This window comes from Marinobacter caseinilyticus, assembly GCF_011074955.1.
In the GTDB taxonomy this organism is placed as follows: domain Bacteria; phylum Pseudomonadota; class Gammaproteobacteria; order Pseudomonadales; family Oleiphilaceae; genus Marinobacter; species Marinobacter caseinilyticus.
This window is the reverse complement of the sequence record NZ_WUQJ01000011.1, coordinates 73,952-95,079: the sequence shown is the minus strand read 5'-3', so window position 1 is coordinate 95,079 and position 21,128 is coordinate 73,952. Positions and strand designations below refer to the sequence as shown.

Below are 21,128 nucleotides of genomic sequence, written 5' to 3'. Positions count from 1 at the left end.
GTGCTCTGCATTGGCCGTCAGGTCACACCCTGACGGCCAAGATGCCAGACAGTGGCCGGTCAGACTGGCGCGTCGGGGCCTCACACCAGTATCATAGGTGCCCGCTTTCAAAGCCCATCCCTATATTGCCCGCATTGGGAAGACAGGAGAGACAAGCATGCGCAACGCAGATCTAGTCGCGAGAGATTTAAAGTCAGTCTGGCACCCTTGCACCCAGATGAAAGACCACGAAAGCCTGCCATTGATCCCCATCAAGCGGGGCGAGGGTGTGTGGCTGGAAGACTTTGAACAGAATCGCTACATCGATGCGGTCAGCTCCTGGTGGGTCAACCTGTTCGGCCACGCCAACCCCCGCATCAATGGCGCCATTCGCGACCAGATCGACCAGTTGGAGCACGTAATTCTTGCCGGTTTCAGCCACGAACCGGTGGTCAACCTGTCTGAGCGGCTGATTGAGCTCACACCGGACGGGCTGAGCAAGTGTTTTTACGCCGACAATGGCTCATCCGCCGTCGAAGCTGCGCTCAAGATGAGCTACCACTACTGGAAAAACCACGGCAAGCCGGGCAAGAAAAACTTCGTCAATCTCGGCAACAGCTATCATGGCGAAACCTTGGGCGCGCTCGCCCTGGGCGACGTGGCGCTCTACAAAGACACCTACCAGCCGTTGTTGATGGAAGTGATCACCGCGCCCTCCCCCGACGCCTACAATCGCGAACCCGGTGAGACCGAGGAAGATTACGCGCTGCGCCAGTTTGAAGCGATGGAGCGCATCCTTGCCGACCAGCATGAGGAGATCTGCGCGGTCATCGTTGAGCCGTTGATTCAATGCGCCGGCGGCATGCGGATGCACCACCCGATCTACCACACCAAACTCCGCGAAGCCTGCAACCGCTATGGCGTGCACCTGATCGCCGACGAAATTGCCGTGGGCTTTGGCCGCACCGGCACCCTGTTTGCCTGCGAGCAGTCGGGCATTACTCCCGACTTCATGTGTCTGTCGAAGGGTTTGACCGCCGGTTATCTGCCACTGTCCGTGGTGCTCACGACCGAGAACGTCTATCAGGCCTTTTACGATGACTATGAAACCATGCGCGCTTTTTTGCATTCCCACAGTTACACCGGCAACCCCATTGGCTGCGCCGTGGCACTGGCAACGCTGGACATATTCCGGGACGATCGGGTGATTGAAAACAACCGGGTGTTGTCGACCTGTATGGCCGACTCAGTCGCGCATCTGGCGGACCATCCCAATGTCGGCGACATTCGCCAACACGGCATGACACTGGCGATTGAGATGGTCAAAGACCGGGCCACCAAGACGCCGTTCCCCTGGCAGGAGCGACGTGGCTTGCGGGTGTATCAGCATTCGCTGACGCGACAGGCGCTGTTGCGACCCCTCGGCAATGTGATTTACTTCATGCCACCTTACGTCATCACTCAGGAACAGATCCGACACCTGGCCCAGGTGGCAACCGAAGGTATCGAGATCGCCGTTAAGGACTGATTTGGTATGCGCATACCCCGTATTTATACCCCCATCGCCCTGAACGACGGTGACACCGCCTACCTCGATGACGGCGCTGCCCAACACGTGGGTAAGGTGTTGCGTATGCAGCCGGGGCAACCCCTGAGTCTGTTTAACGGTGACGGTTACGATTACCCGGCCGCGATTGGCGACGTCGGAAAAAAAACCGTCCAGGTGCTGATCGGCCCGCCGCACGACAACCACCTGGAATCGCCCCTGAAGATCGTGCTGGGGCAAGTGCTGTCGAAGGGCGACCGGATGGATTATGCGATTCAGAAAAGTGTCGAAATGGGCGTCTCCCGAATCGTGCCGCTGGTCAGCGAACGTTGTGAAGTGCGCCTGAAGGGCGACCGCGAGGACAAACGTGTTCGTCACTGGCAGTCAGTCGCGATCAGTGCGGCGGAGCAATGCGGGCGCGCGGTGGTACCGGAAATCGCAGCGGTAGCCACATTGGAGGACTGGTATCGGCAAACCACCGCCTGCGATTTGAAGCTGGTTCTCCATCACCGCACGGCACGGTCACTGGCGACGCTGTCACAACCCGGCCACCTGGCGTTGATGATTGGCCCGGAAGGTGGGCTGACCGAGGATGAAATTCGTACTGCAGAGGCTGCTGGGTTTTTGCCAGCGGCACTGGGCCCCCGGGTATTGCGCACTGAGACTGCTCCGGTAGCGGCGTTAGCGGTCTGTCAGTGGCTTTGGGGCGACGGCCAACCGGCAACAAAATAAACCATACTAATAAGAGATCGACCCGTGACCCGTACCCGGCTGAAACATATTGCCAAATTTTTCCTGATTCCACTGGCGCTGATTCTGGTGACGGTCGCCATGATCTGGCTATTCAGTGCGCTCAAGCCGGAGCCGCCGGAGTCCCAGGCAAAAGAGCGCTCCTGGCCGGTCCGCACGGTGACTTTGGAGGCAGCCGCACGGGCACCCCAGTTACGCCTGCTGGGCCGGGTTGAAACCCCCTTCCGTTCAACACTCACGTCGGCCGTGACGGCGGATGTCGCCGCCATACCGGTGCTGGAGGGTAAACCGGTCAACACCGGCGACATCATCGTGCAACTGGACGAGTCGGAAGTGGCGCTGCTGGTTGCCCAGCGCGAAGCCGATGTCGCCGAACTGCAGGCCCAGCGCGCCAGTGAGCAAAACCAGTACAAAGCCGACCAGCGATTCTTGCAACGAGAAGAGGCGCTGGTCGAGATTGCCCGTCGTGCGCTGGAGCGCGAACAGCAGCTGGTGGCGTCCAACCTGACCAGCCAATCCCGCACCGACCAGGCCCGCCAGAGCTTGCAAACCGCGGAGCTGTCGCTGATCAGCCGGGAGTTGGCGGTCGCCAACCACAAAAGCCAGATGCAATCCCTTGAGGCCCGGCTGCAGCGGGCGAACTCGCTGCTGAAACAGGCCCGGCTGGACCTTGAACGCACCGCCATCAAGGCTCCCTTTGACGGCGTGATTACCGGCATTGAGGTCAGCCCCGGGGAACGGGTTCGGGCCGGTGAGCCACTGGTGAGCCTCTACGCCATCGACCAACTGGAAGTCCGGGCGCAACTGCCCATGCGCTGGACCCAGGATGCCGCACAGACATTGGCCGCCAGCCAACCACTGAGCGCTGCCACACAGATTGCCGGCCAGACCTACACGCTCGAACTCGCCCGCCTGAGCGGTCAGGTGAATGCCGGCGCCGGTGGCGTCGACGGCCTGTTCCGGTTCGTCGGCGCCCAGCCTCCCGCGGCCCTGAACCGGACGCTGGACCTGCTCCTGGATCTTTCTCCCCGGTCCCGGGTGTTCTCATTGCCAGTGTCGGCGTTGTACGATGAAGCGACGGTTTACCGCATTGCCGGAGACCGGCTGGAATCCCTTCAGGTGACGCGGGTGGGGGATCGTTTCGAGAACGGCCAGCAACGCCTGCTGGTGCAATCTGCCCAGTTGGACAACGGTGACCAGGTGCTTTCCACCCAACTGCCCAATGCAATCAATGGTCTCAAGGTTGATGTCGTAACGCCGGGGCCGGACGCATGACCCTGGGCCCGGTTCCGCACCGCGAAGACATTATTGGCCGGTTTGCCCAACACCGGGTGGCGGCCAACCTGCTGATGTTGATCCTGATCCTGGCCGGGATCTACTCCCTGAGCAATCTGAACCGTCAGTTTTTCCCCAACTTCGCGCTCGACTACATCACGGTCCGGGTGGTCTGGCCCGGCGCCAGCGCGGAAGACGTGGCGCGCTCCATCACCACCCCGCTGGAGCAGGAGTTGCGCAACCTCGATAACGTCAAGGAGATGCGGTCAACCTCGTCCCGGGGCTTTAGCAGCATTGTGGTGGAGTACCAGGAACAGTCTGACATGGGCATCGCCCTCGACCAGGTCAACGAATTTGTCTCCCTGGTACGCAACCTGCCATCGGACGCCGAGCGCCCGGAGATCAGCAAGATTGTCCGTAATGAGTCCGTCGCCACCGTTGTCCTGACCGGTCCGGCCCGGCTCGAAGCGTTGCGCCCCATGGCCTACCGTTTTGAACAGGAATTGCTGGACCTGGGCATTGCCAAGGTCGACCTGACCGGGCTGCCCGAGCGTGAAATTGCCATCGAGGTGGCCAGCCCCATGATTTCGGCGCTCGGCATGGACCTGCCCACCCTCGGCCAGCGGATCATCCGGCAAAGCCAGGACATTCCGGCCGGAACCGTGGGCGAAGAAGAGTCGGTTCGGGAAATCCGCAGCCTGGAAAAAGGCCGCAGCGCCGACGATTTTGCCCGCATGCCCGTTATGACCACCGCCGACGGCCGGCGTCTGACTTTGGGCGATATCGCCGATGTTCAGTTACGCCCCAAGGACAACAGCGTCGAGATCTATTATCAGGGCCAACCGGCGGTGCTGATGAAACTCCAGCGCACCGAATCCTCCGACGCACTGAAAGCCGCGGAAATCATGTCCAAGTGGCTGGATACAACGCGCCAGGACCTGCCGTCCGGCATGCAGCTCATCACCTTCGACGAGCAGTACGAGCTGATTCTGGACCGCATCAACCTGCTGCTGAAGAACGGCATCGGCGGCCTGATGCTGGTGGTGGGCATCCTGTTTGTCTTCCTCAATGGCCGGATCGCCTTCTGGGTGGCGGCCGGCATCCCGATTTCCTTTATGGGGGCACTTGCCGTGCTCTGGCTCAACGGTGGCAGCATCAACATGATCAGCCTGTTCGCGCTGATCATGGCGCTCGGCATCATCGTTGACGATGCCATTGTGGTGGCCGAAGACGCCATGACCCACTACCAGAAGGGTGAACACTCGCTGGAGGCGGCCGAGGGCGGTGCCCGGCGCATGCTGGTGCCGGTCATGAGCTCGTCGCTGACAACCATTGCCGCATTCCTGCCACTGATGCTGGTGAGTGGCATCATCGGTCAGATTCTGCGGGACATCCCATTCGTGGTGATCTGCGTGATCGTGGCGTCGCTGGTTGAGAGCTTCCTGATCTTACCCGGCCACCTGCGCTCCAGTTTCCACAAGAACCACCATCGGACGCCTGGGCGCGCGCGGCAGAAACTGGACGCCGGCTTTAGCTACTTCCGCGACCGGCAGTTTCGTCCCATGGCCGAGTGGAGCCTGAACAATCGCACCATCGTGCTGGTGGGCACCGCCTGCGCCCTGGCGCTCAGCATGTCGCTGGTGGCGACCGGCCACGTCCGCTTCACGTTTTTCCCTACGCCCGAAACCTCCCGCATCGTCGCCAGCGTCAAATTTGCCGCCGGCACGCCGCCGTCGGACGTCAAGGCCTACGGGCGCAGGATGGAAGAGGCCCTGTGGGCAGTTAACGATGCGCTTAAACCGGACGAGGATCTGGTCGAAGTGGCTCTGTTGCAACTGAACCAGGGCTCGTTTAACGGCGGCACCAGCATCGAGCGGGGCGAACAGTACGCCATGGTCTCCGTGGAGCTGGTGACACCGGATGCCCGCGAGGTGCGAAACCCGGAGTTCATCAAAGCCTGGCGCGACAATCTGCCCGAACTGGCCGGTATCGAACAATTGTCCATCACCAGCCCGCAAGGCGGTCCCCCAGGCAAACCGCTGGATATTTTCCTGACCGGCGCCGGAGCCGATACCCTCAAAAGCGCGGCCGAAGCCATCAAAAGCGAACTGCGTAACTATGAGGGTGTCACCGACATTCTGGACGACCTGCCCTGGGGCAAGCAGCAGTACCTGTTCACCCTCACGCCGCTGGCCCAATCCGTTGGCCTGAACATTGAAGACGTCGGGCGCCAGATGCGGGCCGCCCTGGACGGTCAGTTGTTGCAGGTATTCTACGATGCCCACGACGAAGTTGAGGTGCGCATCCTGCTGCCCAAGGCCGAGCGCGAGCTGCAGCGGACGCTCGACAGCCTGCCCATCGTCACGCCCTCCGGCGACACCGCCCCGTTGGAGAACATTATCCGCCTCGAATCACGGCGCGGGCTGGCCCTACTGCGCCATACCAACGGCCAGCTTGGGGTCAGCGTGACCGCCGATGTTGACTCCTCGGTGACCAACGCCAACCAGGTCATCAGCGATCTGCAGCAGGACACCTTGCCGGCGATTCTAAGCCAGTACGGTATCGAGGCCACCTTCAAGGGCAAAGCCGAAGAACAGCGCGAAACCAGTAGCGACATGAAATCCGGTGCGCTGATCGGTCTGGCGATGATTTACATCATTCTTGCGTGGGTTTTCGGGGCTTACAGCTGGCCCATTGCGGTGATGATCGCCATCCCCTTTGGGCTGTGCGGAGCCGTGCTGGGGCACCTGATGCTGGGCATCGACCTGACCATCCTATCGCTGTTCGGCATGTTTGGCCTGTCGGGCATTGTGATAAACGACTCCATCATCCTGGTGACCTTCTACAAGGAGCTCCGGGAAGAGGGCATGCCAGTCCGCGAGGCACTGGTTGAGGCATCCTGCCAGCGTCTGAGGGCCGTCTTGCTAACTTCACTGACCACCATCAGCGGGTTGCTGCCGCTGCTGTTTGAAACCTCACTGCAGGCACAGTTCCTGATTCCCATGGCAGCCAGCATCGCGTTTGGGCTGGCGGTCGGCACCTTTCTCATCCTGTTGGTGGTGCCGGTGCTGCTCTCCCTCATCGAAGACATTGCGGCCCGGATTGGCCGCAACAGCCGTGAAACCGGCGCCGGAGCGGTCATTGACAATAATGACAGGGCGGAACATTATCCCGACCAACGCAATATCTAACGCAGTAACCAATGGATCCAGCCGCGAGCTTTCGGATGAATGAGCTGTTCACAAGCGTAGAATTCTGGCAATACCTCAGCATTCCGGTGATTGCGGCCCTGATCGGCTGGAGCACGAACTGGCTGGCCATAAAAATGACCTTCTACCCGCTGGAGTTTGTCGGCAAACCACCATTGCTGGGTTGGCAGGGCATTATTCCTTCCAAGGCCCGCAAAATGGCCGCCATCAGTGTCGATGCCACGATTTCCAAGATCGGCACCGTGCATGAGATATTTGACCAGATTGATCCCAAGCTCCTCGCCGCCCATATCCTGCATTCGGTCGAACCGCGTACCGAAGAGTATGTGGATGAGCTGATGCTGCGGGAGCACCCCACCTTCTGGGAGAACCTGCCGGCGTCCGCCCGCAACATGGTCTACGACCGGGTTCGTAAATCCACACCGCAACTGGTCAACAACCTGGTCGGTGATGTGTCAGGGAACATTGAAGGCCTGTTGGACATCAAAGGCATGGTCATCGACCGCCTCGCTACGGACAAGGCGCTACTGAACAAGATCTTTCTGGAGTGTGGCGACGCGGAGTTCCGCTTTATCGTCAACTCCGGCCTGTACTTCGGGTTTCTGTTTGGCCTGGTTCAGATGACCGTGTGGTACTTTTATCAGAGCTGGTGGGTGCTGCCATTCTTCGGCCTGCTGGTGGGCTGGGCCACCAACTGGATTGCCTTGAATGTGATTTTTCGCCCGCTGCATGAGAAAAAAGTCGGGCCACTTCGGCTTCAGGGATTGTTCCTCAAGCGCCAGACGGAAGTCGCACAGTCTTTTTGTCACATTGTTACCCACGAAATTCTCACCGTTGGCAACATCATCCATGCGATTCTAAACGGACCCAACGGCGACCGGGCCCGCAATATGGTCAAGAAGCACATCAAACCCCTGGTGGATGAAACCGCCGGCTTGGGCAAGGCGTTAACCCAGGTGGCGTTTGGCCCTACCGGCTTTGCCACCCTGAAACAGCAGGTTGGTGAAAAAGCCATCGAGATTTCAAAAACCTCCTTCAGCAATCCCGTGTTTGAGAAAGACCGCGCCGAGGCAGTTGAGAGCATCATGGTCGAGCGGATGATCGCGCTGTCATCGGTGGAGTTCCAGGATTTGCTGCGCCCCTGTTTCCAGGAAGATGAGATCAAACTGATTCTGGTAGGCGCGTTCCTCGGTTTCGCGGCCGGTGTCGCGCAACTGGTGTTTATTTTCGGTTACTGAGCCCTCACGGCCGGTTCCCACTGTCGGCCTCACGTGCCAGCATTATCCCTCAATGTCTAATGGCCCGCCGTTTCCGGTCAGTGGCAAAATAATAACTTTCATCCTTTCGGCAGCCCACCTGCCACCCGCTCAGGAAGCACGTCATGCTGGCTCAGGTTTTCACTGTCACCGGCCCAATCTTTATGATGGTGCTGGTCGGTATCCTGTTGAAACGATTCCAATGGATCGACGATGCCTTCATCGCCACCGCGTCCAGCCTGACCTTTCGCGTCACCCTGCCGGCACTGCTGTTTTTGAGCATTTACCGCGCCGATCTCGATCACGCGTTTCGTCCGGCATTGGCGGGCTTTTTTTGCCTGGCATCCCTGCTGTGTTTCGCCGGTGCCTGGGCCTGGTCGATATGGCGAGTGCCGTTCGAGCAGCGGGGGCTGTTTGTACAGGGCGCTTTCCGTGGTAACTGCGGCATCGTGGGGCTCGCGTTGGCCGCGAACCAGTATGGCGACTTTGGCCTTGCCAGTGGGGGCGTGCTATCCGGCGTGGCGGTTATCCTGTTCAATATCCTGTCGGTGATTGTGCTGTCAATATACAGCGGTCAGGCGCGGCCGAGTTTGCTGCAGCTATTGTCCCGCGTGCTTCGCAACCCCCTGATACTGGGGGTTCTGACGGGACTCCTCGCGTCCTACCTACGCCTTCCCTTACCCGAATGGCTGTTGGTGTCCGGGAACTACCTGGCGGCCATCGCCCTGCCCGTCGCCCTGATTTGTATTGGTGGTGCACTGTCGTTTCGATCCTTGGCAGACTCCGGCTTAACCGCCCTGGCCAGCAGTCTGATCAAGGTGGTTTTTTACCCGTTCCTGTTCACTTGGCTGGCCTGGCTGGTCGGGTTTGAAGGCCCGGAACTGGGCATTCTCTTCCTGTTCCTGGCCAGCCCCACTGCAGCGGCAAGCTATGTCATGGCACGTGCGGCAGGCAGTGACGGCAAACTTGCCGCTAACATCATTGCGCTGACGACCATACTGTCGCTGGTTACAATAACGGGGGGCGTCTACGGATTGCAGAGGCTTGGCCTCGCCGGATAATAATAAACTATCGCCCCCGGATGCGCCCTGAGCATCCTGGATCTATACTGGCTGATTGTCGCAACTTGCCGCGCCATTCAATCGTTATTTTTGATACCCGTAACTTTCAATAATCGTTACTTTCAACAATCGTTACTTCCGAGGGATAAGGATGACGAGATTTCTATCCAGACTCACAGGGCTGTTTTTACCGCGCAGGACAATCGCGCCAGCAAATCCCTCGCGGCTACTCAATCCCGCCCACGAAACCCGTCAAGTAGAGCACGACGTCGAGCCGCAGCTGCAAGCCATGGAAGACCACCTGTTTTGCTGGCTGCTGGATACACCGCCCTCCACCTTTGCTCAGCCCTCCAGCCATCAGGATGTGGTGCTGGATGAGCTGCGCCATCGGATCAAGTTTGAAAAACTCGACGAATTGCCACGCCAGCCCCTGAGTTTGCCGATGCTGTTACAGGCGCTGTCGGATGACACCATGGACCGCAACAAGCTGGCCAAGATCATCCTCTCGGACGCCTCGCTGGTTCAACAGTTGCTTCAGGTCGTCAATAGCCCATTTTTCAGGCCCGGCGAACACACCGTTGAATCCCTCGACCAAGCCATATTTGTGCTGGGTATTGATGGCATTCGCAGCGTGATTTCCGCCACCCTGTTACGCCCCATGCTGGCGGCGAGAAACAGTAACGAGGCATTGTTTGCCCAGCGGGTATGGCGTTGGGGGCTCGCCTGCGCAAGGTCTGCGGAACTGATCGCCCAGAGTCAGGGTGGCGACACCCAGGCGCTGTTCATGGTGGGGTTACTGCCGGCGTTGTCTTATATAACCATCAGACGCGAAGTTCAGCGTATTTACCGGTCTCAGCTGACCATGCATGAGATTGAGCCTCAGGTTCTGCGCGCGGCCATGAAGCAGTTCGACTGGCAAACAACCCAGATGCTGGCTAATGAATGGAACCTGCCCCCCACGCTCCACGCTCAATTGCTGACTGCTGAACGGCCAGCCCCCACCAGCAGCCACACGCCGCTGAACGACGGTTTTATTCTCGGCACTCGTGAAGTATTGCTGCACGCGCACCAGAGAAACCTGCCAGAAGCAGAGTTGCGCCTGGTTTTAAGGTTGTCGGATGATCAGTTTGCGAGAATCCGAAAAGGGGTGCTGAACATGCTCGGGGATGGCATGACCACATCATCTACGTCCTGATAACGGCGAACCAGAACCTGCCGATCCGGGACCTGTTGGTCCCCCACAGTCTTTTCTCGCATTCGGTGTCGGACCTGATTCGCCCGCAATACGTTAGCTCTCCGGTCAATCGGCAACCGGTGGCGAAGCCTCAACCTGAAGCAACTCCGCAAACGTTTTGGAGTGGCCGCCTTCCCGCTCCATCAAGCCCACCGGCAGCACCTTGGGTAATCGACGCACGATGCTGTCTTCATCTTTTCGCACCGCCTGAAGCACGTTATCGACGGTAATCAGGTTCAATGACCGGCCCGGCACCAACAAGTCGCCATTGGCACCGGCCAGGGACAGCAAGCCGTTGCGTATAAGCTTGTCGCTGATGCTCCGGGAGACCTCACCCGGCACCCGCAGCGCCTGCTCCAGGTTTTCTTGCTGTGGGGCCGGTTTGCCTTCGCTGAACGGTTTACACACCATCCACATGACCACCATTGCGACGTATTCCTGCAGCTCAGGCGAGAACCGGACCGATTGACGCTTGGCAACAGACCCCGGGTTCTGCAAGTAAAACACAATGCTGGCGCCCAGCAGGAGAATCATCCAGTTCAGGTACACCCAGATCAGTAGTGTGATGCCGATGGCAAAACTGGAGTAAATGGCCGCATACTTGGCCGACCCGGCCACAAACGAGGCGAACAGCATACCGCCAGCCTGCCAGGACACACCCGCAATCAGTCCACCGACAACGGCATACTTCAGTTTGACCCGGGTGTTGGGCATAAACACATACACAAAGGTGAACGCACCGGCCACCAGGAAGAATGGCGTAAAGCGGCTGATCACCAGAATCAACGAGCCAAACGGCTCGATTTCGATCAGTGACTGGACAAAGTTCGATGAGAAGATTGTGGCACTGGCACCTATCGCCGACACCATCAGCAGCGGCCCTACCATGATCACACTCAGGTAGTTACTGAATCGCTGGGCCACTGAACGCATATCGGGCACGCGCCAAATCATGTTGAATGAGCGCTCGACTTTCTGGAGCAGTGACACCACGGTGTAAACCAGCAATGCCAAGCCGACGGAGCCCAGAACGCCCACCTTCATGTTGTCGACAAACCCCAGAATCTGCTCGGCAATCTGAATACCCTGGGGACCCATCGGCTCAAAAAACTGGTAAAGAAACGGCTCCATTCGCTGGTGCACACCCATTGCCTTGAGCACGGAAAAACTCAGCGCCAGCAACGGCACGATACTCAACAGCGTGGTGTACACCAGACTCATGGCGTGCAGAGTGAGGTTGCCATGAATGATATCCCGTATCAGCGCGTACGTCGTTCGACCCGCACTGTAAAGCCATGTCCAGGGCCATTTATGGGGTGGGTTGGGGTTTGCGAGAATCCAGTCCTCGACGGCCTGAAGCCGTTCTTTAATTTGGAAAGAAGCCACACGAATTCCTGCAGTTTGAATTTTATACAGAGTATCAGATAGATAACCCGGCATAGCAACGTATGGTTGATGGCCATGGGGACGAGCGCAACGCCTCCGATATAAACATATTAATAATCGTTACTTCCTCTTATAACGCGATTGCGGTACAACCTGCCCCTCTTAATATATGGCCACGTTATCCGAACAGGTGTTCAGTTATGCGTTTCACTTTGGCTCTCGGCGTTGTCGGCGCACTCTCTATATTGCCAGCGACGTCATTCGCCACCAACGGCTACTTTGCCCATGGCTATGGCACCATCAGCAAAGGCATGGCCGGGGCTGGCTCTGCCCTTTCGCAGGACAGCATCGCCGCCGCCACCAATCCGGCGGGCATGGCGTTTATTGGTAACCGTATTGATGGCGGTGTCGAGGTATTTTCCCCGAGAAGGGAATACACCGTTGATGGCCCGGTTTCACCACCCCCGGCCTTTTCTCTGCAGCCGGGTACCTATAAAAGCAGCAGGAACGGCTTTGCCATTCCCCATTTCGGTTTCAATCGCCAACTGTCTGATACGACGGCCTTCGGGGTGTCTGTGTTTGCCAATGGCGGCATGAATACCGACTATCAAGACGGGAACGGCGGGAATGGCGGGCCCTTCTATGGTGGTCGCACCGGCGTCAACCTGGAACAGCTGTTCATTGCTCCGACCTGGTCCTGGAAGTTCGCCGACCATCAAGCCATCGGATTCTCTCCGGTAATCGCCTACCAGCGGTTTGAGGCAAAGGGCCTGCAGAACTTTGCGCCGTTTTCGTCCGATGCCAGCGCCCTGTCCAACAACGGCGATGACGAAGCCTGGGGCTATGGCTACCAGATTGGCTGGCAGGGCGAAATCACCGACACCCTCCGTGGCGGTGTCAGCTGGCGCAACATCCTGAAAATGGGTGAGTTCGACCAGTACCGTGGCCTCTTTGCCGAGCAGGGTGATTTCGACATTCCGCAAATGTTCAACGCCGGCATCGCCTGGTCCGGCATCGAAAACCACTGGTTCCTGATTGACCTTCAGCACATCCGTTACAGCGAGATCAGAAGCGTCGGCAACCCACTGCTACCAAATCTTCAGACCGCCCGGCTTGGGGACGATGACGGTGCCGGTTTTGGCTGGGATGACATGACCATCGTGAAGCTGGGGTGGCAGTGGCAGCAAACGCGGGACCACGCCTGGCGTGCCGGCGTAAGCTACGGTGAAAACCCGATTTCTGGCGAGGATGTGCTGTTCAATATCCTCGCTCCGGGCATTCAGGAATGGCATTTCACCGGCGGTTTCACCCACCACTTCAGCGAGCGCCTGGAACTGTCGGGGATGGCCTTCTTCTCGCCGACGAAACAGGTCTCCGGCCCCAATCCGCTGGCGCCCAACCAGACGATTGCTCTGGAGATGTACCAGGTTGGCGTTTCCGCGAGCGTGGGCTGGACCTTCTGACACGTTCCAAGCAAGCAAAAGCCCCGGCCACGCCGGGGCTTTTCTGTTTCGGCGCCGAGGTTTTTTTGGTTTAAGAATACCCTCAGGCTACAGAGCTGAGGTTGCGGGCGGTAATCTCAATAATTCGCTGCCGGGCCTCACGGCTGGCCCAGGCGGAATGGGGGGTGATGATCAGGTTTGGGATATCGCCGGCCAGCAACGGGTTTCCATGACGCGGCGGCTCTTCGGTTAGCACGTCAAAACCGGCGCCACCGATGTCGCCCGCCCGCAGGGCATCCGCCAGCGCCTGCTCGTCCACCAGGCCACCACGGCTGGTATTGATCAGCAACGAATCCGGCTTCATCATTTTCAGTTCCCGGGCACCAATCATATTGCGGGTGTCTTCGGTGAGCAGGCAATGGAGTGAGAGCACATCCACCTGCGGTAACAGGTCATCCAGGGGAATGCGCGGATAAACGTCCACTACGCCGGCTTTCTGCCCTGGCCGGGCCCCCAACAGAATGTTCATGCCAAAGGCCTGGGCCCGCTCCGCCACCCCCTGGCCAAGATCGCCGTAGCCCACAATGCCCAGAGTGCGGCCCTCCAGCTCCATGATGGGATGGTCCATCAGGCAGAACATGTCGCTTTTGGCCCAACGCCCGGCCCGCACGTCGCGATCGTAGTCCAGCAACCGGGTCGCCAGCGCCAGTATCAGGGCGAGGGTGTGCTGCGCGACGGTGGAGCGGCCGTAATTCGTCACGTTCATTACGCGAATCCCCGCCGCCTTGGCCGCGGCAAGATCAATATTATTGGTGCCGGTGGCAACTACCGCCACCCGCTTGAGAGTTTTGCAGGCATTGAAATGCTCGGCGTTCAACACCACTTTGTTGGTGAGTATGGTGTCAAAGCCGTCAATGCGCGCCTGAACTTGATCCGGTGCAGTGTGGTCATACAGGACCAACTCGTCGAGCACGGCATTCAGTGACGTGAGATCCACGTCCGATCCAAGCGTTGCGGCATCCAGAAACACGGCTTTCATTCGGTCCATCCTCGTGGCTAAAAAACAGGCACCTTGTCTTGTTGTTGACAGCGACGTCGCTCACAGCGACTTCACATCCCCATGGACTAGTTTACACTCAGCATGGAGGCGCTGATCAATTCTGTCCGACCTCCATTGGTCTAAGGCGGTACTGAAGCGTCCCTTACATTCATTGCCAACAGGACAGCACGATGGATCACGAATTCTGGCACACCCGGTGGGCCAACAAGGAAATCGGATTTCATGAAGGCACCATCAATCGCTACCTCCATGACCATTGGTCGGAGCTGGTCCAGCAGGGCAAAGAAGCGGTGTTTGTTCCACTGTGCGGCAAGGCCAAAGACCTCTGGTGGCTGCACGATCAGGGCCACCCTGTGCTGGGGGTCGAGCTCAGCGATGTGGCCTGCAAAGACTTTTTTGAGGAAGGCAACGCCAAGGCCCAGGTTCATCCGGGACAACCGTTCACTACCTTTACCCATGACAGCCTGCAACTCTGGTGTGGCGATTTTTTCCAACTGGTCCCGGACGACCTCAAACACATACGCCTGGTGTACGATCGCGCCGCCCTGATCGCATTGCCGCCGGCGATGCGGGCAAACTATGTCGAACACCTCACCGCGATATTGCCGGACCAATGCGCCATTTTGCTGGTCACGCTGGATTACCAGAATGATGAAATGCAGGGCCCGCCGTTCAATGTCAGCGACGCCGAAGTGCACACCCTGTATGGCCCGGACTGGCACATTGAACACGTACTGACCAACGCCCTTGCCAAGGATCACCCGTTTGCCAAGCGCAAAGGCCTGAGCGGGGCCACCGAGAGCGTATTCAAACTCAAGCGGCGCAGCAACGCCGGGTGAACTAGCCTGCCACGGCGGCGGCTAATAGCCGCTGGCTCCAGGTCCGCTGCAGCGCCTCAAACAGACTGTCTGTGGTGATCGCCAACAATCCGATGAGCAGTGCGCCTTGCAACACATAGCCGGTGTTGCCATTGACCAGGCCGGCGATCACCGGGTCACCCAGGGTTCTGGCTCCGATGGTGGAGCCAATGGCGGCCGTGGCAATATTGATGGTCACCGACGTTCGCACCCCGGCGAGGATAACCCGGCCCGCCAAGGGCAATTCCACCTTGAGCAAAACCTGTGTCGGCGACATACCCATGCCGCTGGCGGCTTCCTTGACCGCCGGGGCAATGCCATCCAGCCCGACCAGGGTGTTGCGCAGGATGGGCAGCAAACCATAGAGAACCAGCGCCATTAAGGTGGGCGCTTCGCCAAAGCCGAGCACCGGCACCGCCAGGGCCAACACCGCGACCGGCGGAAAGGTTTGGCCAATGGACGCCACCTGGCTGGCCAGGGGCAGGAAATCCCGCCCCCAGCCACGGGTCACCAGAATCCCCGCCGAGACCGCCATCGCGGTGCCGATGCTGCCAGAGATCAAGACCAGCAACACGTGATTCTGAAGCAGGGATAAAAACCCGGCACGCTGATAGATAAGGGACGTTTGTCCGGGCTGAAACCAGCCAAACAGGGCCTCGAACACTGACATGAAGCTGGCGCAAAACAACAGTGCCAGCAACCAGACACACGGCCTTATGAACACGCGCATCAGGTGGCCCCGGTCCAGATCTGGTCACGACTCAGCACCCCTATTTCGGCTCCCCCAGCGTCGCGTACCGGCAGCTGTTCCGCTTCATGCCAGAGCATGACCGACAACGCTTGCCGCAGGCTGTCATCTTCACTCAGCCAATCCGTTTCGAGATCTGGCTCGCAGGGTTGCGGGTGACGACTCATCGCGTCCCCCACCCGTCGCAGCGCACTGAGCTTCAGCCCCCGGTCCTGGCTGCCCAGCAGGTTTTCCACAAACGCGTTGGCCGGGCTGCGCAGGATATTTTCCGGGGTATCGTGCTGCAGAATCCGCCCCTGATCCATGACGGCAATGCGTGTGGCTAACCTTAAGGCCTCGTCAATGTCGTGGGTTACGAACACGGTGGTTTTGTGAACCTGCCGCTGAATGCGCAGCATCTCGTTTTGCAGATTGTCGCGGGTAATCGCATCCAGCGCGCCAAAAGGCTCATCCATCAGCAGTATGTTGGGGTCCGCTGCCAAGGCCCTCGCCACCCCCACCCGCTGGGCCTGGCCGCCGGACAGCTGCTCTGGGTATTTGTTGGCGAAGGTTTCCGGCGCCAGCCCCAGCAAAGTCAGCAATTCGTCGACCCGGGTCGTGATCCGGTCCCGGGACCAGCCCAGCAGTTTAGGCACCAGGGCAACATTGCGCGCGACAGTCCAGTGTGGAAACAACCCAGTGCCCTGTATCGCGTAGCCCATATTGAGGCGCAGCTTGCGAACGTCGATGCGGCGAATGTCCTGACCATCAACACTGATTTCACCGGCGCTGTGCGGTAGCAAGCGATTGATCATTCTCAGTGTCGTGGATTTGCCGCATCCCGAACTGCCCACCAGCACGCAGACCTCGCCGGTTTCCACGGTCAGGTTGATGGCGTCGACCGCAACCGTTGAGCCGAACCGACAGCTGACGCCTTTTAACTCAATCATTGCTCGCAATCCTTAACCATTGGCCTTGAGGCCGGCGGGCCGGCAAACCTGACCCAGTGCCGTTAACACCCCATCGGCGGCCAGCGCCAGCGCAATGGTCGGCAGTGCGCCCAGCAGCACCAGATCCATTGCGGCCTGTCCCAGACCTTGAAAAATAAAGGTGCCAAAGCCGCCGGCGCCGATCAATGCCGCCACCGCGGTCAATCCCATGGCTTGAATGGTGGTCACCCTGACGCCTTCGATGATGATGGGCATTGCCAGGGGCAGTTTCAGTTTCAAAAACAGTTGGCGCTCGCTCATGCCCATTCCGCGGCCGGCGTCCACCAGATCATCCGGAACTTCCGACAGCGCGACGTAGGTGTTTCGAACGATGGGCAGCAGGCTGTACGCCACCAGCGCCAGCAGCGCCGGTGCCCAGCCAATCCCCCGAATGCCGAGTGTCTGCAGGAAGGGAAAGGCCGTTGAAAGCGCGCTCAACGGTGCGATCAGCAAGCCAAACAACGCCAGGCTGGGGATGGTCTGCAGAAAACTGACGGTCGCCAGCACCGGCTGACGCCAGCGATCACGGCGCATCATCATGATGGCCAGGGCAATGGCAATCACCAGGCTGCACAACACGGCGCTCAGCGACAGCGCCAGGTGATGGGTCAGCGCCTGCCGGAATTGGTCGGGACGGCTGGCATACTCGGTCACCAGGGACAGGCTATCAAGCCGGCCGGCCGCCACACAGACACCCCACACCACCAACACCAGGGCGACAAGGATGAGATGATGCCCCCGGGGTGACGGCAGTTGACTGAGCACTTCAATGGCCATCAGGCCGAGTAGAAACAACAACGACCAAAAGCCTGCGCCAATCGCCGTGCGGGCATAGGCTGCGTCCGCCGGCAGCTGGCGATCGGCAAACTCGGCCAACAGAATCGGCTGCCACATCAAGAGCAGCGCCACCAACGCGCCCAACCCATAAAAACGGGCACGAAACCGATGCCGCGCCATCACCATCAGCGCCAGCAGTCCGGCACTCAGGCCGGCGCTGTTCGCAGCGCCAATGGCCTCAACCAGGCCGTACCCCGTACCCGGAACAATACGGTTGGGCTGCACAATGCCAAAATCCAACCACCAGATCAGGACTAGCGCCAGGCTGGCCAACACGGGCACAACCCGATTGGGCATGTCGGAGGCGGGCGCCAACAATCCGCTAGCGTCCGCTCAGACTGTCCAGGAACTCTTTCGCCACTTGCGCCGGTGGGGCACCGTTGACCGCAACGGCCCCATTCAGACGCTGCAAGGTTTCAAGATCCAGTGCGTCAAACACTGGTTTGAGGATGTCTGCGATGGCAGGGTATTGCTCCAGCACCTGAGCCCGGACAATCGGCGCAGGCTGGTACACAGGCTGCACGCCTTTGGTATCGGTCATTACTTTCAGGTCCAACGCACTGAGACCACCGTCCGTACCATAGGTCATGGCACCGTTTACATCGTTGCTGTCAAGCGCCGCGGCCCGGATGGTGGCGGCGGTATTACCACCGGACAGCACCAGAAGCTGGTCGGCGCCCAGCGTAAACCCATAGGCTTGCTGGAAGGCGGGCAACGCGCTCGCCGACTCCACAAACTCCGCACTGGCAGCGAAGCGAAAGGCGCCGCCCTTATTGAGGTATGCCGCCAGATCCTCAAGAGTGGCGAGGTTTTGCGCCCGGGCCAAATCGCCCCGCACGCTCATGGCCCAGGTATTGTTGGCATTGGCCGGTGTCAGCCAGACGATCTGGTGAGCCTGGAAGTCCAGGGATTTGGCGGTTTCATAGGCTTGCTCCGCATTTTTCCAGACCGGGCTGTCAGTTTTACCGTGAAAAAAAGCGGCATTACCGGTGTATTCCGGATAGATGTCGATTTCCCCGGCCTTGATGGCGTTGCGCACGATACTGGTGCCTCCCAGCTGTATCCGGTTCTCCACCGGAATACCTTCACGCTCAAGGCTTTGCAGAATCATCTGGCCCAACACGGAACCTTCGGTATCAATTTTTGATGACACCACCACCGGATCGGCGGCAATCACGTGGCCGACAACCGCCAGTAGAAGTAAAACAGACACACCACATCGAATGCTCTTTAGAAGAGACACGATCGCTCCTTATGTTGTGGGAAAAGACCGGTTTCGGTCCCGAAATACTGGCGCAAAATTCGCGAATCACACTTTAAAGTCTAAGCGACACACAGATGAAGGCAAGGATAAAAAGGACTTCATGAAAATACGTCCAGACACGAAACAAAACAGATCTGTCACTGTCCAAGCCCCGAAGACTGAACTAAGCTAAAAATATCCAAACCAGTAACCGTCCGCCGGCGTATCTGGTGATAAGATTCCATCCATTTCATCCAACTACCTATGAATCGCCGGTACCGGCGGTCCGAATTTGATCGGGGAATTTTTGCGTGATTGATAGCTAATTACACTGCGAGCGAGGGGTTAAAATGAGCATTCTTCAGCATTTCAAAAACCGGTATGACGCCACTCAGGAGGAGGAGTATTCTCTCGAGGAATACCTGGAGATTTGTAGAAAGGACGCTTCCGCTTACGCCACTGCAGCCGAACGGATGCTGATGGCGATAGGCGAACCCGAATTAATTGATACTTCCCGAGATTCCAGACTGTCCCGCATTTTTTCAAACAAGGTCATTAAACGCTATCCGGAGTTCTCCGAATTTTACGGTATGGAGGAAGCCGTCGAGAACATCGTGTCGTTCTTCCGCCACGCCGCTCAGGGCCTTGAGGAAAAGAAACAGATTCTCTACCTGCTGGGCCCCGTGGGCGGCGGTAAATCCTCATTGGCTGAAAAGCTGAAGCAAATCATTCAGAAAGTGCCATTTTACGCGATCAAGGATTCGCCCGTGAACGAGTCGCCGCTGGGGCTGTTCGACCCGGACGAAGACGGCGGCATCCTGCAGGAAGAATTCGGCATCCCCACCCGATACCTGAAGCCGATCATGTCGCCCTGGGCCGTCAAGCGCCTGCACGAATTTGGCGGCGACATCGGCAAGTTCCGCGTGGTCAAACGCTACCCGTCGATCCTTGACCAGGTTGCGGTGTCAAAAACCGAGCCCGGTGACGACAATAACCAGGACATCTCTGCCCTGGTCGGCAAGGTCAATATCCGGATGCTGGAAGACTACTCCCAGGACGATCCCGATGCCTACAGCTTCAGCGGCGGCCTGTGCAAGGCCAACCAGGGCTTGCTGGAGTTTGTGGAGATGTTCAAGGCACCCATCAAGGTTCTGCACCCGCTGCTGACGGCAACCCAGGAGGGCAACTACAACACCACGGAAGGGATGGGGTCGGTGCCGTTCGATGGTGTCATTCTGGCCCACTCCAACGAATCGGAATGGCAGACGTTCCGCAACAACAAGCACAACGAAGCTTTTCTGGACCGGGTGTACATTGTCAAAGTGCCCTATTGTGTCCGAGTGACGGAAGAAATCGACATCTACCGGAAGTTGTTGCGCAACAGTTCGCTCTACGGCGCCCCCTGCGCCCCGGACACCCTGAAAATGCTGGCCGAGTTCTCGATTCTGTCGCGCACCAAGGAGCCGGAAAACTCGAGCATATTTTCCAAGATGCGGGTTTACGACGGCCAGAACATCAAGGACACCGACCCGAAGGCCAAATCGATTCAGGAATACCGGGATGCGGCCGGGGTGAACGAAGGCATGGACGGCCTGTCCACCCGGTTTGCGTTCAAGATTCTGTCCAAAGTCTTCAACTTCGACAATTCGGAGATCGCCGCCAACCCGGTTCACCTGCTCTATGTGCTGGAAAAACAAATCGAGCAGGAACAGTTCCAACAGGAAACCCAGGAGCGCTACCTGCGCTTTATTAAGGAATTCCTGGCGCCACACTACGTGGAATTCATCGGCAAGGAGATTCAGACCGCCTACCTGGAAAGCTACAGCGAGTATGGACAGAACCTGTTTGACCGATACGTGACCTACGCCGACTTCTGGATTCAGGATCAGGAATACCGTGACCCGGAAACCGGCGAAATCCTCGATCGCTCCTCCATCAATGATGAGCTGGAAAAAATCGAGAAACCTGCGGGCATCAGCAATCCCAAGGATTTCCGCAACGAGGTGGTTAACTTTGTGTTGCGCGCCCGGGCGAACAACCAGGGCCGTAATCCGTCCTGGCTCAGTTACGAAAAACTGCGCAGCGTGATTGAGAAGAAGATGTTCTCCAACACAGAGGATCTGCTGCCGGTTATTTCGTTCAACCCGAAGGCCAGCAACGAAGATCAGAAAAAACACAAGCAGTTCGTCGAACGGATGGTCGATCGAGGCTACACCGAGAAGCAGGTCAGATTGCTGGCCGAATGGTACCTGCGGGTTCGCAAGTCCCACTGACGCA

The 21,128-nt window shown here is 58.5% G+C and carries 16 protein-coding genes; 10 read left to right on the top strand and 6 right to left on the bottom strand.

Features of this window, described 5'->3' with window-relative positions:
* Positions 1-157: 157 nt before the first annotated feature.
* The 7 genes from GRX64_RS04305 (at position 158) to GRX64_RS04275 (ending at position 10,271) form a co-directional block, all read left to right on the top strand.
* Complete coding sequence (locus tag GRX64_RS04305; protein WP_166264001.1) at positions 158-1,507, top strand: adenosylmethionine--8-amino-7-oxononanoate transaminase; 1,350 nt, start codon at positions 158-160, stop codon at positions 1,505-1,507.
* 6 nt (positions 1,508-1,513) lie between these two features.
* Entirely contained in the window at positions 1,514-2,257 is a 744-nt protein-coding gene (locus GRX64_RS04300; RefSeq protein ID WP_166263999.1) for a 16S rRNA (uracil(1498)-N(3))-methyltransferase, read from the top strand.
* A 24-nt stretch (positions 2,258-2,281) separates the two neighbouring features.
* Positions 2,282-3,550 carry an efflux RND transporter periplasmic adaptor subunit gene (locus GRX64_RS04295; protein WP_166263997.1) on the top strand — a complete coding sequence of 423 codons (1,269 nt, stop codon included), beginning with the start codon at positions 2,282-2,284 and terminating at the stop codon, positions 3,548-3,550.
* Positions 3,547-6,741, top strand: coding sequence for an efflux RND transporter permease subunit (locus tag GRX64_RS04290; protein ID WP_166263995.1), 3,195 nt, complete (start codon positions 3,547-3,549; stop codon positions 6,739-6,741). The genes GRX64_RS04295 and GRX64_RS04290 overlap by 4 nt, the downstream gene beginning before the upstream one ends.
* A gap of 35 nt (positions 6,742-6,776) precedes the next feature.
* Positions 6,777-7,997, top strand: a complete 1,221-nt coding sequence (locus GRX64_RS04285) for a DUF445 domain-containing protein (RefSeq protein WP_166263993.1) — start codon at positions 6,777-6,779, stop codon at positions 7,995-7,997.
* Positions 7,998-8,140: 143 nt separating this feature from the next.
* Positions 8,141-9,076 (top strand): AEC family transporter, encoded by a 936-nt coding sequence (locus GRX64_RS04280; protein ID WP_166263991.1) that lies wholly within the window; start codon positions 8,141-8,143, stop codon positions 9,074-9,076.
* A gap of 151 nt (positions 9,077-9,227) precedes the next feature.
* Positions 9,228-10,271, top strand: coding sequence for an HDOD domain-containing protein (locus GRX64_RS04275; protein WP_166263989.1), 1,044 nt, complete (start codon positions 9,228-9,230; stop codon positions 10,269-10,271).
* A 105-nt stretch (positions 10,272-10,376) separates the two neighbouring features.
* On the opposite strand, the gene GRX64_RS04270 is transcribed toward GRX64_RS04275, so the two are convergent.
* A complete protein-coding gene (locus GRX64_RS04270) occupies positions 10,377-11,696 on the bottom strand; it encodes a YihY/virulence factor BrkB family protein (protein ID WP_166263987.1) in 1,320 nt (439 codons plus the stop codon).
* Between the two features lie 200 nt (positions 11,697-11,896).
* On the opposite strand from GRX64_RS04270, the gene GRX64_RS04265 reads away from it, so the two are divergent.
* Positions 11,897-13,159: an OmpP1/FadL family transporter gene (locus tag GRX64_RS04265; RefSeq protein WP_166263985.1), complete on the top strand. Its 1,263-nt coding sequence runs from the start codon at positions 11,897-11,899 to the stop codon at positions 13,157-13,159.
* Between the two features lie 82 nt (positions 13,160-13,241).
* On the opposite strand, the gene GRX64_RS04260 is transcribed toward GRX64_RS04265, so the two are convergent.
* A complete protein-coding gene (locus GRX64_RS04260) occupies positions 13,242-14,177 on the bottom strand; it encodes a D-2-hydroxyacid dehydrogenase (RefSeq protein ID WP_166263983.1) in 936 nt (311 codons plus the stop codon).
* A gap of 191 nt (positions 14,178-14,368) precedes the next feature.
* Here GRX64_RS04260 and tmpT point away from each other — a divergent pair, with 191 nt between their 5' ends.
* Entirely contained in the window at positions 14,369-15,037 is a 669-nt protein-coding gene (gene tmpT / locus GRX64_RS04255; protein WP_166263981.1) for a thiopurine S-methyltransferase, read from the top strand.
* A 1-nt stretch (position 15,038) separates the two neighbouring features.
* On the opposite strand, the gene GRX64_RS04250 is transcribed toward tmpT, so the two are convergent.
* Genes GRX64_RS04250 through osmF form a run of 4 tightly spaced genes read right to left on the bottom strand, consistent with a single transcriptional unit; the run spans position 15,039 to position 18,851 of the window.
* Positions 15,039-15,785 carry an ABC transporter permease gene (locus tag GRX64_RS04250; RefSeq protein WP_166263979.1) on the bottom strand — a complete coding sequence of 249 codons (747 nt, stop codon included), beginning with the start codon at positions 15,783-15,785 and terminating at the stop codon, positions 15,039-15,041.
* The gene (locus GRX64_RS04245) at positions 15,785-16,732 is read right to left on the bottom strand and encodes an ABC transporter ATP-binding protein (RefSeq protein WP_166263977.1); all 948 of its coding nucleotides are present in this window, start codon (positions 16,730-16,732) and stop codon (positions 15,785-15,787) included. Before GRX64_RS04245 ends, GRX64_RS04250 begins: the two co-directional genes overlap by 1 nt.
* 12 nt (positions 16,733-16,744) lie before the next feature.
* Positions 16,745-17,905, bottom strand: coding sequence for an ABC transporter permease (locus GRX64_RS04240; protein WP_166263975.1), 1,161 nt, complete (start codon positions 17,903-17,905; stop codon positions 16,745-16,747).
* 25 nt (positions 17,906-17,930) lie between these two features.
* Positions 17,931-18,851, bottom strand: coding sequence for a glycine betaine ABC transporter substrate-binding protein OsmF (osmF, locus tag GRX64_RS04235; RefSeq protein ID WP_166263973.1), 921 nt, complete (start codon positions 18,849-18,851; stop codon positions 17,931-17,933).
* Between the two features lie 350 nt (positions 18,852-19,201).
* On the opposite strand from osmF, the gene GRX64_RS04230 reads away from it, so the two are divergent.
* Positions 19,202-21,124, top strand: coding sequence for a PrkA family serine protein kinase (locus GRX64_RS04230; protein WP_166263971.1), 1,923 nt, complete (start codon positions 19,202-19,204; stop codon positions 21,122-21,124).
* The last annotated feature ends 4 nt before the right edge of the window (positions 21,125-21,128 follow it).

Coding starts and splice junctions, on each gene's coding strand:
- GRX64_RS04240 (WP_166263975.1), bottom strand. CDS start 17,905: ATGCCCAATCGGGTTGTGCCCGTGTTGGCCAGCCTGGCGCTAGTCCTG.
- GRX64_RS04260 (WP_166263983.1), bottom strand. CDS start 14,177: ATGAAAGCCGTGTTTCTGGATGCCGCAACGCTTGGATCGGACGTGGAT.
- GRX64_RS04265 (WP_166263985.1), top strand. CDS start 11,897: ATGCGTTTCACTTTGGCTCTCGGCGTTGTCGGCGCACTCTCTATATTG.
- GRX64_RS04290 (WP_166263995.1), top strand. CDS start 3,547: ATGACCCTGGGCCCGGTTCCGCACCGCGAAGACATTATTGGCCGGTTT.
- GRX64_RS04280 (WP_166263991.1), top strand. CDS start 8,141: ATGCTGGCTCAGGTTTTCACTGTCACCGGCCCAATCTTTATGATGGTG.
- GRX64_RS04300 (WP_166263999.1), top strand. CDS start 1,514: ATGCGCATACCCCGTATTTATACCCCCATCGCCCTGAACGACGGTGAC.
- GRX64_RS04250 (WP_166263979.1), bottom strand. CDS start 15,785: ATGCGCGTGTTCATAAGGCCGTGTGTCTGGTTGCTGGCACTGTTGTTT.
- GRX64_RS04245 (WP_166263977.1), bottom strand. CDS start 16,732: ATGATTGAGTTAAAAGGCGTCAGCTGTCGGTTCGGCTCAACGGTTGCG.
- GRX64_RS04285 (WP_166263993.1), top strand. CDS start 6,777: ATGAATGAGCTGTTCACAAGCGTAGAATTCTGGCAATACCTCAGCATT.
- GRX64_RS04230 (WP_166263971.1), top strand. CDS start 19,202: ATGAGCATTCTTCAGCATTTCAAAAACCGGTATGACGCCACTCAGGAG.
- tmpT (WP_166263981.1), top strand. CDS start 14,369: ATGGATCACGAATTCTGGCACACCCGGTGGGCCAACAAGGAAATCGGA.
- GRX64_RS04305 (WP_166264001.1), top strand. CDS start 158: ATGCGCAACGCAGATCTAGTCGCGAGAGATTTAAAGTCAGTCTGGCAC.
- GRX64_RS04275 (WP_166263989.1), top strand. CDS start 9,228: ATGACGAGATTTCTATCCAGACTCACAGGGCTGTTTTTACCGCGCAGG.